The sequence below is a fragment of the Nevskia soli genome (genome assembly GCF_903970205.1).
Classification (GTDB): domain Bacteria; phylum Acidobacteriota; class Terriglobia; order Bryobacterales; family Bryobacteraceae; genus Bog-113.
Map to the genome: position 1 here is coordinate 1 of NZ_CAJCHS010000152.1, position 13439 is coordinate 13439.

Genomic DNA, 13439 nt, shown 5'->3' on the forward strand with positions numbered 1-13439 from the left:
GCTCCCGCTTTCATTCCGGCGCCACGAGCATCATTTCTGGGTGGTCCGCCTGTATGGCCCCCATCAACCGCTGCAGACCAAGTTTGGCTTTGAGCTTTTTCCCCAGTAAGCCAGCCCGATCGGCAGGAACGCGACCGGGAACAGCAGCGTGATGAGCGCAATCTTGCCGCGCGAGGAGACGCCGCCCCGGGACATCTTATCGGGGTCCATCGGCACGGGAAAACGGACCGACGTCAGGTTCCCGATCGCAAACGCATATAAGCACGCGACCGCGGTCACGGCGAACGCTTCGGCGATACCCATCGGGTTGAATGGAATCGGGAACAACGAGAACACGATGGTTATCAACAGAACTTCCAGCATCTGAAAGAACACAGCCGCGACGTTCTTCGCTGCCATAACGCTGCGGAAAGAGACGGGCGCGGCGAAGTAGAATTGCACGGCGCTCCGATCGAATCCGAACGCATTCAGAAAGGTGTAGAAGCCGACGAGCATGAGCGAATACAGGCTGACCCACGCCAGGAAATGCTGCTGGATCGCGCTGACACCTTCGTGCGGTCGAAGCAGGTTCGGAATGAAGATCAACAGGCCGAAAGTGAACCCCATGATGAAAGCGAGACGGAATCCGGCGCAGCGCGTCAGCGCCCGGATCTCCTTCTCGATCATGACGGCGAACGGATCGCGGAAAAAGCGCGAGGGAAGGCGATACACGGGCTCCAGCCACTCCATGCTGCCGGGGCGTTTCTTAACCGCGGCCTTGCCGGCGAACGGATCTTCGCGCAGCGATTGATAAAACTGTTTCCGCCCGAAGCGATACGCGATTACGATCCACAGCGCCGTCACGCCCGCCGCTTCGAGGGGCGATTGCGCCAGCCACCAGCGCGCGGTTGCGGCCCAGGGCCAGAAGTTCTGTAGCGGCAGGTAGGCGATCAGCAGGCTCTTGGGCACTTTCAAAGCGATCAACGTCCCCGGCGCGGCGCAAAGGAGAACGAAGACCAGCATCCCGACTTCGCGCACCCGCTTGCGCCGGAACAGACGTTCAATCATGCTGCGGATTCCAGCAGCCACCAGCAGGTTGAACAGGACGAAAAGGAGTGTTGCCGGCACCAAACGAACGAGTGCCGCCGCGCCTCCGAACACCGGGTTGCGAAGAATTCCGGCGAACGCACCGGCGAGGATGACCAGCATCTCGCCGACGGTTAAAAACCGCAGCATCACCTCGATGGCGAAAAGCTTATCGAGCGGAATGGGGTAGACGATCAGCTTTTGCAGGTCAAGCGACGCACCCATACTGGCGGTGATTACAGGCGCGATCTGCCAGTACAAAAAGACGCCGAACAGGCCCGCTCCGAGTGCCGGGGCGAGCTGCTTCAGGTCGGTCAGTTCGCTGAGAATCAAGCAGGCGCCGAAAGCAAACCCGGCCCAGAACAGAAAAAACAGGAGGGTCGGGATCAGGCCGAGCAGGCTCGCCGCGCTGCGCCGCATTCCAAAGCCGCGCAAGCTCAGCAACTGCGCGCGCAGGATGGCGAGGATCATCGTTCCAGCCACTCCAGGCGCTGGTGTTCCCTAAAACCAACGATGCGGACGAACGATTCCTCCAGCGATTCGTCGCCGGACCGAAGTTCGTTCAGCGTCCCCTGCCGCACAATACGTCCCGCCGCGATGATGGCGATGTGGTCACAAAGCCGTTCGACGACTTCGAGCACGTGAGAGGTCAGGAAGACGGTCGCGCCCTGGCGAACCTGCTCCTGCAGAATGTCTTTCATCAGGCGCGCGCCGACGGCGTCCACACCTTCGAAAGGCTCGTCCATCAGAAACAACTCGGGGCGGTGGATGAGCGATGCGGCCATGGCGACGCGCTTGCGCATGCCTTTGGAATACTCGGCGATGATGGTTTTTGGCTCGCCGGCAAGCTCGAAAAGCTCTAATAATTCGCGGGCGCGCTCTTGCGCAAGCCGCCGGTCCAGCGAATACATACGGCCTACGAATTCGAGGTATTCAAATCCGGTAAGACGGTCGAATAACAGGCTCTCGTCGGGGACTAATCCAATGCGTTTCTTAATCTCGATTTCCTGCGCGGGCATTGGGTAGCCGAGGATCTCGATGGTTCCGGCCGTCGCCGGCGCGAGGCCGGTGAGCATGCGGATGGTGGTCGACTTCCCTGCCCCGTTCGGCCCGAGAAATCCGAAGAAGCTGCCGCGCGGGACTTCGAGAGTAAGTCCGTCGACCGCCACTTTGGATTCATAGACTTTGCGGAGATCGCGAATGGAGATGGCTGGGGCGGGGGTCATTTATAGGCCTGCTTCGAACGGTATTTCCGGGTTGTGGGACAAAGACTCAGATTGCAATACAGACTATTTACCATTCTATTGACGTCTCGTTAATGTCTTGGTACAGTTTTAAATTCAATCCATAGCCCTTTGGTTGGAGGCGACGGCTGCTTGCCCGTGGTTTTGCGCGGCAATGCGCCTCGCAGGAGAAAAGTTGAAACAAGATTACTTCATCCTAGTGCTCGCCCATTCGCTGCATGGGCGCTTAAGGCGCGTTCACATTCCGCACCGGGTGATTTATGGCGTGCTGGGGCTGGCTTTGTTCGGCGCAATTTCGCTGGTCGGACTGGTGTCGAGCTACGCCCGCATGGCCTTGAAGGTAGCGGATTACAATCATCTGCGGCAGGAGGCGGCGGTGTTGCGCGGGCGCTACGAACGGCTGCAGCGCAATCAGGCGCAGACGCATGAACAGCTCGCTACCCTGCAAATGTTCGCCAGCGAAGTCTCGGCGGCCTATGGTTTGAAGTCGCGAATCGAAGGCCCGGACAACGTCGCTGCCGAAGCGCGCCTGGCGCCCACGATCACTGAGACGCTGGCCACGTTCAACAGCCTGCAGTCCTTCGGAACGGCACATTACGACGGCACGTTCTTCGCCAACAGCTCGGGCCGGATTACGGCGATGCTCTCGGGTTTCTGGCCCGTGGACGGCCGCATTACCGGCGCTTACGGCACGCGGGTCGATCCTTTTTCGGGTGAAGGCGAATATCACACCGGCATCGATATGGCCGCGGCGGTCGGCACCGCGGTCTCGGCTGCGGCGGACGGTACCGTAACGCAGGCGGGCTGGTACGAGGGCTACGGTCGGCTGGTGATCATCGATCACGGGAACGGCTATCAGACCTACTACGGCCATCTTTCCCGCGTGGATGTTCTGGAAGGGCAGTCACTGCGGCAGGGCGAGCAGGTGGGCGCGGTGGGAACTTCGGGTCACTCGACGGGACCGCACCTTCACTACGAAGTACGGATCGGCGGTGTTCCCGTCAATCCCTATCGATTCCTCTCCAGCAAGAGTACCTTGCAGGCGGCGGGGTCTGAACCAAGCTTGATGTTCTAGCAGCCTGTGTGAAAATCGGCTCCCTAACGCGATGAGTCTACTGAGCCGCGCGCGTGAGCAAGCGGTCTTTGCGGACTTTTGACACGGGCTGCTAGGTTCCGGATTTCATTCATCACGCCCGTCGGCGCGTCCGGCTTCCGCGATAACCTCGCCGGGTTCGTGAGCGTATTGCCGCATTGCTTCGAGCAATTCTTCCGCGGAGATCTCGACATCCACACTGATTGTGGAATCGTTCAGCCGGGTGACCTCGTTTACCTGTGACATACGTTGACCTAATCCGATTCTAGCCTATTCAGGCAGCTATTCCGCCCGTCCTTTCTCTCGGAGGAACAATGTGTCTTTCATTCCGAGCGCGGCGGGGACGCGGACCGAGTACCAGGCAAGCACCTGCTTTCCGATGTCCGCGGCAAGCTGCGGATCCGAGAAGAGTCCTGCCAGACCGCCCGTATTGGACCTGGTGGTCAGGTAGAGTACCCCGATTTTTCTGCCGCTCGGTGTAGGGCAAGGAAGCGGGATGCAGCAAGCTATGGTCGGTGGCTGGAGTTTCTCCTCTCCGGGTACCGGCTCATAGGCAAGGTCGTCGTCGGATTTTGGGACAAGCGAGTTAAACAAAATGATCTTATTACGCCGGTAGCAGCGTCCCACCGGAGTCCGGCCAACCTGAATTCGCCCCGGGTTGGAGTTGGTTGCGTTCGTACCGGCAGCGCAAACGAGGGACCCGACGGTATTCAGACTTCGGTAAACGTAAAGGGACAGATTCAGCTCCGGAGTTGCGAACTGCTGCCGCAGTTGAACGGCGAATTCATCGAGTTCGTGACGCAACTCCGCTTGTCGCATTCCGGCTTGCGCATTAATCAGATATTGCGTAGCGTCATTCGCCAAACCGATCGCCTGCAAGCCGAGGTTGAGCTGTTCTATTTCGTCGACCGGAAGCGACCACGTGAGTTGGTACCGATAACCGATCCGCGGTTTCTCAATGGTTAGTTCGTACGTTCGTTCCGCGACCTGTTTTCCAAGAATCCGGACTGTCTCTTTCGCGTCGACTTTGGCTTGCTTCGCCGTACGCGCCTCGGCAACCAGCTTTTCCGGCAACTTGTCGGGGAAAGTGACGCGCAAAACGAACAGGGTAATCCTTGCGCCAATGAAATGCCGGATTCGCTCTGTTTGGGCTTCTTCCGGCGACGCCCCGTTATCGCGCCGATCCCTCTGGTTGAAAGCGACCAGATTGTAGGCGCGTAGGCGGCGCACGAAGTCGATTGGACTACTGTGCAGCCGGGGCTCGAACTCGGTCTGACCTCTACGCTTAGGGCCGCCGGCGTCCAGCCATCGCCATCTCACGTGCTGGGAATCGGGCCGGCAGTCCGGATATGCGGGAGTATCGAAGTAGCCTGAGCGCGATTCGAAAGCATCCTGGACTTCACGGACCGGCAGGAACTCCGAGCGGACCCCGCGGAACTCTTCGGTGATCAAGGCATCGCCGCTCTGAGCGATGTTATAAGTTACTACATACTCGGCTATCCGGAGAATCGGCTCGCGACGGTTGGCGCGGATGGCAAGATAACTAAGGGCAGCGATCAGAACCACCGTGGACGCGGGCGAGTGGAACAGGAGAAGCCATCCGGTACACAGCAGGACGATTACGGAGTCGGCAATTCGATTGAATCCGACGCCGTCCGGCACTCTCATTGCTGTGTTCGCCTGAGTTTGATGGTCCTCAGCTCCGGCCGCGTTTGGGCGGAGATCCGTCTATCGTAAGGCTGGTACCCTGGCGCGGTTACCCGAAGGACGCCCTCCGCGTTAGCGGGAACCTTATTGAAGACGTAAACGCCCGTCGATTCTGTCTCCCTGTGGAGCGGCTCTTCCTGGTCGATGGTAAGAGTGACGGTGGCGCCGCGGATCGGGAGGTCGGTTACAACGTCGAGGATGGTTCCTGAAAGGCCCCTTGACTGGCTGCTCTCGCGCTTACCTTTGCTCGGAGTCGGGGCGGCGATCGGCTTCCCGTTTCCCCCGGCATCTTGCCCTTGAACGGCTCGGGTAACGTCCAGACGGATGTCCGCAAACTGATTGTTGGCTCCGGGCGGTAGTAGTTCGTCGTAAGTGTCGTAGTTAGTAGCGTATACTCTAACCCGAATGACCTTCGAAGACGGCGGGGCGTCTATCGAGTATCGGCCGTTGGAATCGGTGTAGCCGGGCGTCGCACCGGCTAAAGAAAGGATGACTTTCGCTCCGCGAATGCCGGCGAGCGTACCCGCATCGACAATGAGCCCGGAATAAGTGACTTCCTGCTGCACGGTCTGCCCGGGCAATGCCGGCGCGTTGGTCTTCGCTAGTGCGGACACATTCCTGATCGCCACACCCCATGCGACGATACCGCCGAAAATGAGCCCGAATATGGTCAAACGAACTGCGACCGGCGACTTCGCGAACCAGCGATACGCCAGGAAACCGCCCACCACGATGAGAAGACCTAAATCCCCAGCGGGGTTTTGGTCGCCTCGGCAGCGAACTTAAAGAACTCCGTTATACCTGATGCCGGAAGCCCCATCGAAAGCATATTACCCCACTCCGAGCGCGCCGCCCACCGGTATTTAGCTGAACGCAGGTCGATCCTTTCTCGGGTGAGGTCGCTATCACGGCAGTACGGGCGACTCGTGATTAGCGATCCAACCGCTCGTAAGATAGAACTTGTAAGATAAAAAAGGCCACGCCATGTCGACCGCAACCTCTGTCCCGCTTACCGACTACCTCAAGACGAGCTACCGGCCCGACCGCGAGTACATCGACGGCGAGCTGCTGGAGCGAAACGTGGGTGAATGGGAACACAGCGATTTGCAGACGGCGATAGCTGCTTACCTTCGACAACGCAGGAACGAGCTTGGAATTCAGGTCGTTGTGGAGCAGCGTGTTCAGGTGAAGCCTACGAGATTCCGAATTCCCGACGTGACTGTTTTAGTTGGGCCGCGCCCGGCAGGCGGCATCGTTACAGATCCCCCGTTCCTCTGCATCGAAATCCTATCTCCCGAAGACCGCATTCGCGAAATGCGCGAACGGGTCGATGATTACCTGAACTTCGGCGTTCGCTACGTCTGGGTCATCGATCCAGTCATCCGCCGGGCAAGTATCTACTCCGGGCAAGGCGTGCGCGAGGTTCACGATGGGGTGTTTTCAACCGAGAGCCCGAACATCGTTGTGCGGCTTGCCGATCTCGAATAACTCGCCATAGCTTGGAGCTGATAAGGCAAAGCCGCGCCACGCTTGAAGGGACCGTACAGCCCCACTCCGAGCCCGACCGAAAGGGAGGGTTCTCCGCTGTCGGCCCCATTGACCCTATCCGGGTAGAACGGTGTATGTTGGGGCCTATTTTCGAGGGAGCCGCGTCAGCAAGCGGTCTTTTCGGACTTTCGACAAGCCCTGCTACTCAAGAACTCAATAGCTATAGGTTGTGCATGTGATGCATGATCGCGCAGCTTAGATGACCTAGAACAAACCAGCCGACCGCCTCGAGTACTCGCTTCACGCGTGGCGTCATATAGAACCTCCTCATGCCGGGCGAGGACTTCGCGAACGGCCCCGCTCGCCTCGAGATCGTCAGTTAGCTTAGGAGCCGTGCAGAAGTAAAGCGGCCCGGGCACTCCGTTTTGCGGGCAATTTTTTGAAGAGTATAGCAGAAGCGAATGCTAAACAGGTTATGTCTTAGGGATTGCGTGTAAGGAATGTTGGCCGACGGAATCGTAAAAGACCCCTGCCATCACACCGTTATCATCGATACCGTCCGGCGCCGGCGACTCCGCACCTGGAATGGTAATGGTTGTGAAGACGCCACCGCTCGGAAGGAAACCCTGGAATCGACAAAGTTGTCCGCGCACTTGACGATCTCTCCGTGGTTATTGATGCCGATTGCGATCGTGAAGGTCGCGCCGGGATAGTAGAAAGAAGTGTAGGTCGCGCCGCTAAGAAGGAATCCGTGAGAAGTGTTCGAGTCCAGCCAGTAGCCCACGATATCGCCGGCGTTGTTGATTCCGAAAGGAACCGTCCATTCCGCCCCTGAGAAAGGTACATCGATCGTGGTGAACGCGCCTCCGCTTTCCAGATACCCTTGCGGCCCGCCGGAACTGACCGGGTAGTAACCGACGATATTCCCCGCATCATTTATCCCGGATGCGGCCTGCTGCGACGCGCCGGGGAATTTGATGGGACGGTAAGTTTCGGCAGGGCCGCTCTTGATTGCCTCGTACCGCATCAGGAACCCCCCGTAGAAATCGATCGGAGAAACCGATCGGATAACCCGTGCCCTTCCCCAAACCTCCCACGACATTGACTTCCGAACTGGCGGCGCCCCGGTTAATGCCGAATCCGTTCGTGTTGAAACCGGCGGGATAATCGAAAAGCGCGTAAGTGTAGCCGGGCGCCGCTGCCGGAACCGTGCCGCCCGTGTTCGTTACAGGAACCCTAAGCCCTCGCAATGGCCGCGCACCGGGCGATCCCTGGGCAACAGCCTCCGGGACCGCCAGTGCGCCACACGACGCGGCGAGACACCAGAATCTTCGAAACTTCATTGTCAATCTCCTTCGGCGCCCGATTTGCGCACTCTATTCTTACGTTTGCATTCTGATCGTGAAACGCGAAGCGCACAAGCCGCACGTTCAGGTAGTCCGTTCAGCCGGCAGGCGGTCGGTTAACTGGACGGAACACCGCCAATCGTACATTTCGCGTCGGTCGTTTTCGCGATCGGGACGTCCTCGCCGCCGCCGCGCGTGCAGCGACAAACGTTCACACCTCCGGAAAAGTAATTTCACCAATGAACGCCGTGCCTTACAGCGCAATGCGGTCTTAGTTCTTCCGCGCCGGTGCTACACGTAGATCGAGGAGCCGAAAAAACGTGGTGCGGCGCCGGACTCACAACTCACGGTCGCGGATCGAGACCCAAGTCCATCGCGCAACTCAACCGTAAAAAAACAGTAACAAAACGACCCAAGCGATTCGCGTAAGCTCCGTGGCATCAGCAAGTTGAAGCCAAATCTCGTTTGGTAAAAAACCACTCGAAAGTTCTCCGCCGCGAACTCACTACCGTCACTGTAAGATTTTCCTTGACAATCTTTATTTACCGGTGCAGAATGCCTTTATGGGAGCAGCGCTGAAGGTAGTTTCGGAACCGCGGAGCGCGGCGGTGCTTCTCGATCCAGAGCGGAACGCGCTAGTTGAACTGCTTGCCGATCCGGATTCAGCCGCGGGGCTGGCGCGGAAGCTCGGGTGGTCGCGGCAGATCGTGAATTATCACCTGCGCGAGTTGGAGAAGGCCGGGTTGGTCGCGTTGGTAGAGGAGCGCCGCAAAGGTAATTGCATGGAGCGGATGATGCGGCGCACCGCGCAATCCTATGTGATCGATCCCGCCGTGGTGGGACCGCTCGGAGTGAATCCGAAAGCCATGGCGGATAAGTTATCGGCTTCCTATCTAATCGCGGTGGCGGCAAGGACGATCAAGGAAGTTGCTTCGATGAGCGGACCGGCGGAGGCGAGCGGCAAGATACTGCCGACAGTAACACTCGACTCGGTGGTGCGGTTCCGGAATGCGGGTGAACGGAATGCGTTTGTGCGGGAGTTGACGGGCGAGATGGCGCGGTTGATCGGGAAGTACCACGCGGCGGATGCGAAGGATGGGCGAACGTTTCGCATCACGGCGGGGGCGTACCCAATACCAAAATCTGAAATTGAAAAGGAGAGTAAGAGTGGAAACGAATCGTAAGACAAGATCGCATGAGACCGTGATGGAGATGCCCGCGCCGGTAGAGCGGGTGTGGAAAGCAATTACGGATGCGTCCGACGTGCAAGGCTGGCTTGCACCCGAAGTGAAGATTGACGCGCGCGAAGGCGGTGAGTATTGGGTGTCGTGGGGCGGAGGGATGAACGCGGCGAGTAAGATCGAGGTGTTCGACGCCCCCCATCATCTGCGTGTAACGAAAGACCGGCCCGACCCGGGCGGCAGCGCCGAGCCGGTGCACATTGCGATCGACTACTACGTGGAGGCGAAGGAAGGCGGCACGGTGTTGCGGCTGGTGCATTCCGGGTTCCTGGCGACCGCGGAATGGGACAAGGAGTATGACGGCACCAAGCTGGGCTGGCCGATGATGCTGCGGGTGTTGAGCTATACCCTTGCGCATCATCCCAATGAGCGGGTGCGGCAAAACTGGTTCTACTCGGCAGCACCTGGCGCGCAGGAAGACGCGTGGAAGCAGGTGCGGCCGGTAGCGACGGCGGGGAACCAAGTCGTGTATGAGGTTCCGCCGCAAGAGATCCTTGTAAGTACGACCGAGGGCGGCGACGGTCTGGTCTATGTGGCTCTAGGTGAACACTCCGGAAAGACCGGGATTAGCGCGAACGTGGTGCGCTACGGCGACGCGGCGAATCATCTGGACGAAGCCATTGAGCACTGGAAGCAGAAGCTCAATGTGTTCCAGACAGCAACTGTGTAGTCATCGCCAGACAACACGCTAAGCAACATCGCAAAGCGACACCGCTTCCCTTAGACTCGCAACAGGCTCGCGGACAGGAATGAACTCCTGTCCGACGAAGCCTTTGTATCCGATGTCGAGTAAGGTGCGCATCACGGCCGGGTAATTGATTTCCTGGTTGTCATCTAACTCGCCGCGGCCGGGATTTCCCGCTGTATGTATATGCCCGATGATGTCGCGATACTGCCGCAACCGGCGGATCACGTCGCCATTCATGACCGACACGTGATAGATGTCGAATAATAGCTTCACATGCGCGTTGCTGACTTGCCGGATGATGTCCGCGCAGTAATCGATATCGTCACCCTGATAACCGGGGTGGCCTTTCATAGGATGCGAGCTATCGCGCGTATTGAGATGCTCCAGGCAGATAGTTACGTTCTTAGTTGCGGCGTAGCTTCCTAACTTCGAGAGCGCCTTAACTGAATTGGCGGCGCCTTCAGCCGGCGGGATGACCTCGCTTGTTGGATCTTCGGCATCGCGCCACTTGAATCCGGTGAAGGCGATGACGTTGGGAATCCCGAAGTCGGCGGCCTGGTCGATTGCGGCTTTCGTCCGGGTGATCACTTCGTCGTGATAGCGCGGATTGTTCAGGCCTTTGCGGAACGGAGGGTCCGGCATGCCGTTGAATGCGAGGGCGTTCTGCAAGCCATATCTGCGGAGCGTGGGCCACAGTTCCGGCGGCACGAGTTCGACGCTCTCGCACCCGAGCCCTTGCGCGGTGGCGCAGACGCGGTCGATGTCCCAATTCCAATCCGTGCCGTTCAGGCACCAGTAGACCAGCGACTGCCGTATGCGACCATTTCTGACAACGCGTTCCATACGCCAGACCTCAGTTTATTCGAGCCCCGCCGGCGACGGGGCGGCCTGCAATGAAAGCGAACGATTCCCTGCCCAGCCGCGTCGCCCATACCAGGACTTTACACGGGAAGTCACCCGCGCCACGGCATCGGATTAGCGAACACCCGCGAGTTGGTTTATAACCGAATGAAGCCGAGCGAAACCCCCGTTCTCGCTCTTCTTCAATCCCACGTGAGTTCGTTGAGCCGCCGATTCGTCGATAGCAGGCAGCCTATGACACGCATGCGGTTCGACTGGGAAGTCCGCCTCGTCCTCATGAAGACAGCGTGATGCCTTCCGCGTTCGATGTCAAGCTGCGGCCTCACACGAGGCGACGGGCGCTGCTGAAGCGGGCGACTTACATCTCATACCGAGCCGCGAGGGTAACCGACCGGTCTACGACTTAAGTAAGTACCCCGTATCCCGAAGCGACACCAGAACCTTCAACTACTCCGCATTGAACACGACTCGCCGAAGCTTCGCCGAATAGTAGTCAGCAACACCGTCACCGCCTAGCGCCATCGGAACAGCCGTCAACCACAACTCCACGGCCCGTAAACCCGAAGTAACATCCGCGCAATGAATGATCCGATCGCGTTCCGCAAGCGATTTCCAAGTCTCCGCACCGCACGGATAAGCGAGGCACGCGATTACCCGCGATGTCGAAGCCAGATTCGCGTAAGCCAGCACCTGCATCAGATCCTGCCGGTGTGCCTCGCGTAACTGCTCGTCGGTCCGCGCCCATGGTGACGTCTGCATCTCCTCCCAATGGCGTTTGTACTTAGCGTCGATGATCAAAGTGGTCGTCGGCCACTCTAACCAAATATCAGGAACCAGTGACCGTTGGGAACCCACATACGCGGGACGCCAGCTCAGCGGCGCCGTAGTCTCGTTCGTGCGGCCCACCCGCATAACCGCTCCGGTGTCCATTGCAACGCGCCGAAACACCGTCTCGATCCAAGCCTCGAAAAAGCGCTCCATCGGCATCGTCCACGGGATCCCATCCAGATCGCTGACTCCCGCGAGCCCCCGATCTTCGACCGTCCACTCAATCGCCTGCAGCCCGTCCAGAAAGGAGTCCGACCGGAGCGGCCGCCGCACGTACTGCGCGATGAATGCCGGTGTAGGGAGATAGTCAGGAACGGCAACCAACCGCTCAAGCAATCGGTTACAACGCGCGATCAAGGCGGCCACAAACGCGCCGTGCTGACGCTGACTCTCTAACGACTGGCGCTGTCGATCTAACGTGTAGCGGATGGCCCCCAGTAAGTGCCGGTCTTCCCTCAAGTCAGGAAAGGAACAAGGTACGTCCAGAAACTTCGCCCGGCTGATACTCTTGACCGCGTACTGTTTCCAATCAATGCGCCCCTTAGGCGACGATCGACACTCATGAACCGTTTCGAATCGCCGGTCAAGCGAAGAAAGCAAAGCCTCTATCCGCGCCAGGATCATCGACGAAAGCACCCAAGGTGGAACGCGCCGTTCCGATCGATGCAGTAGCGGCAGCTTCAACGGGGCGGGTACAACGCGCCAACCCATTTCAGACAGCATCGGACCAATCCCCGGCCAAGGAAAACGAGGCTGCACGACCAACCCGAAGTCATTCGACGAAGTTAGGGGTGAAACCAGCGGAACCGCGCCTACCGCATTTCCGCTTCTTGCAACTAGACGGACGTCTCGACCGTCGAAGTCAGCCCGAAGCTCCGTTTCAAGTAAGCGGGCGCTTCTGGCGTTCGCCGCAATGAAGCCATCGCATAAACGCGCCGCCTGGCCATTAGGATCGCTTGAATTCCGCGTCTTGAAAAATTGACTGGCTGATACCGCATGCGTACTGTTATCCGCGAGCTCAAGACAGATATCGTTCTGCTTAGGCGCGGGTAGCGCTATGAGCCTGCGGGATCTTGAAGCCACTGTAAGTAAGCCCTGATCTCTTCAGCGAACCCGCTCACATAACCCTGAGCGAGATATTCATTGAGTAATGGCGCCAGCTCTGTCGCTAGCCTGGTCTTGGCCTTTGACTCGTCCTTCTCCAGGAAGTAAGAATGACCGGGCATCATGGAGAACGCCTCGTCCGTTGCGTATTCCAGGAATATCTGAAGCAGTCGGCGAAATGCGCTTTGCATCGTCTCGCAGGCATTCTCGCGAACAACATCGATACTCGGCCATAGAGAAACGAAGGCAAATCGCCGGCGAACCGCAATATCGACGATCCCGATACTCCGATCCGCGCTATTCATGGTTCCGAGTATGTGTAAGTTATCGGGCAGCGAGAAAGTGCTGAACCACGGCTCACCAAAGTCATAAGGAAGACGAATCGTCCGGCTTCCTTCATGCGGTTCGAGCAGGAAAAGGCCTTCTCCGAGAACCTTAGCAAGATCGGTTCGATTAATCTCGTCAAGCACAAGCAAGTACTTGTCCGAGCTATTCCGCGCAAGCGTGGCCGCTTCCATGAGTGCGCCTCTCCGCGGAGCGAACTGGAGGCCCAGAGCACTCCCGCTGTGAACCGGAGCGAGCCCGCCGATAATATCCTCATAGGTCGTGCTCGCATGGCACTGGATCGTGAAACCGCGTCCGGCATAGTCTCGATCCAGGATTTCAAGGGCCATTCTAGTCTTCCCCGTTCCCGGCGGACCCTGTAAGATGCCGAACCGGCGGGATTGTAACAAAGAAACGACTGCCTCCCGATTCACAGAAGGCGTGACCTGC

The 13439-nt window shown here is 58.6% G+C and carries 13 protein-coding genes; 4 read left to right on the forward strand and 9 right to left on the reverse strand.

All coding sequences use genetic code 11. The features are described from left to right. Window positions 1-63 precede the first annotated feature (63 nt). The gene (locus H1Y01_RS06955) at window positions 64-1536 is read right to left on the reverse strand and encodes a hypothetical protein (protein ID WP_180539718.1); all 1473 of its coding nucleotides are present in this window, start codon (window positions 1534-1536) and stop codon (window positions 64-66) included. Further along, window positions 1533-2291, reverse strand: a complete 759-nt coding sequence (locus tag H1Y01_RS06960) for an ABC transporter ATP-binding protein (RefSeq protein ID WP_180539719.1) — start codon at window positions 2289-2291, stop codon at window positions 1533-1535. Before H1Y01_RS06960 ends, H1Y01_RS06955 begins: the two co-directional genes overlap by 4 nt. Before the next feature lie 193 nt (window positions 2292-2484). Here H1Y01_RS06960 and H1Y01_RS06965 point away from each other — a divergent pair, with 193 nt between their 5' ends. Further along, window positions 2485-3384, forward strand: a complete 900-nt coding sequence (locus H1Y01_RS06965; protein WP_180539720.1) for a M23 family metallopeptidase — start codon at window positions 2485-2487, stop codon at window positions 3382-3384. A 105-nt stretch (window positions 3385-3489) separates the two neighbouring features. On the opposite strand, the gene H1Y01_RS06970 is transcribed toward H1Y01_RS06965, so the two are convergent. From H1Y01_RS06970 to H1Y01_RS06980, 3 genes are read right to left on the reverse strand one after another with little or no spacing between them, the layout of a single operon-like run. Beyond that, window positions 3490-3648, reverse strand: coding sequence for a hypothetical protein (locus H1Y01_RS06970; RefSeq protein WP_180539721.1), 159 nt, complete (start codon window positions 3646-3648; stop codon window positions 3490-3492). Window positions 3649-3684: 36 nt separating this feature from the next. Beyond that, the gene (locus H1Y01_RS06975; protein WP_180539722.1) at window positions 3685-5070 is read right to left on the reverse strand and encodes a hypothetical protein; all 1386 of its coding nucleotides are present in this window, start codon (window positions 5068-5070) and stop codon (window positions 3685-3687) included. Then, the gene (locus H1Y01_RS06980) at window positions 5067-5723 is read right to left on the reverse strand and encodes a carboxypeptidase regulatory-like domain-containing protein (RefSeq protein ID WP_180539723.1); all 657 of its coding nucleotides are present in this window, start codon (window positions 5721-5723) and stop codon (window positions 5067-5069) included. The genes H1Y01_RS06975 and H1Y01_RS06980 overlap by 4 nt, the downstream gene beginning before the upstream one ends. Window positions 5724-6093: 370 nt before the next feature. On the opposite strand from H1Y01_RS06980, the gene H1Y01_RS06985 reads away from it, so the two are divergent. Next, window positions 6094-6597 carry a Uma2 family endonuclease gene (locus tag H1Y01_RS06985; RefSeq protein WP_180539724.1) on the forward strand — a complete coding sequence of 168 codons (504 nt, stop codon included), beginning with the start codon at window positions 6094-6096 and terminating at the stop codon, window positions 6595-6597. A 535-nt stretch (window positions 6598-7132) separates the two neighbouring features. On the opposite strand, the gene H1Y01_RS06990 is transcribed toward H1Y01_RS06985, so the two are convergent. Beyond that, window positions 7133-7699 carry a hypothetical protein gene (locus H1Y01_RS06990; RefSeq protein WP_180539725.1) on the reverse strand — a complete coding sequence of 189 codons (567 nt, stop codon included), beginning with the start codon at window positions 7697-7699 and terminating at the stop codon, window positions 7133-7135. Between the two features lie 807 nt (window positions 7700-8506). On the opposite strand from H1Y01_RS06990, the gene H1Y01_RS06995 reads away from it, so the two are divergent. Beyond that, complete coding sequence (locus tag H1Y01_RS06995) at window positions 8507-9127, forward strand: winged helix-turn-helix domain-containing protein (protein WP_180539726.1); 621 nt, start codon at window positions 8507-8509, stop codon at window positions 9125-9127. Then, window positions 9111-9854 carry an SRPBCC family protein gene (locus H1Y01_RS07000; RefSeq protein ID WP_180539727.1) on the forward strand — a complete coding sequence of 248 codons (744 nt, stop codon included), beginning with the start codon at window positions 9111-9113 and terminating at the stop codon, window positions 9852-9854. The genes H1Y01_RS06995 and H1Y01_RS07000 overlap by 17 nt, the downstream gene beginning before the upstream one ends. A gap of 18 nt (window positions 9855-9872) precedes the next feature. Here the strand turns inward: H1Y01_RS07000 and H1Y01_RS07005 are convergent, their stop codons facing one another. The 3 genes from H1Y01_RS07005 to H1Y01_RS07015 all read right to left on the reverse strand — a co-directional run. Then, a complete protein-coding gene (locus H1Y01_RS07005) occupies window positions 9873-10715 on the reverse strand; it encodes a TIM barrel protein (protein WP_180539728.1) in 843 nt (280 codons plus the stop codon). Between the two features lie 465 nt (window positions 10716-11180). After that, window positions 11181-12284, reverse strand: coding sequence for a 5-methylcytosine restriction system specificity protein McrC (locus tag H1Y01_RS07010; RefSeq protein ID WP_180539729.1), 1104 nt, complete (start codon window positions 12282-12284; stop codon window positions 11181-11183). A 332-nt stretch (window positions 12285-12616) separates the two neighbouring features. After that, on the reverse strand, window positions 12617-13439 hold an 823-nt coding region (locus H1Y01_RS07015; protein WP_180539730.1), incomplete at its 5' end, for an McrB family protein.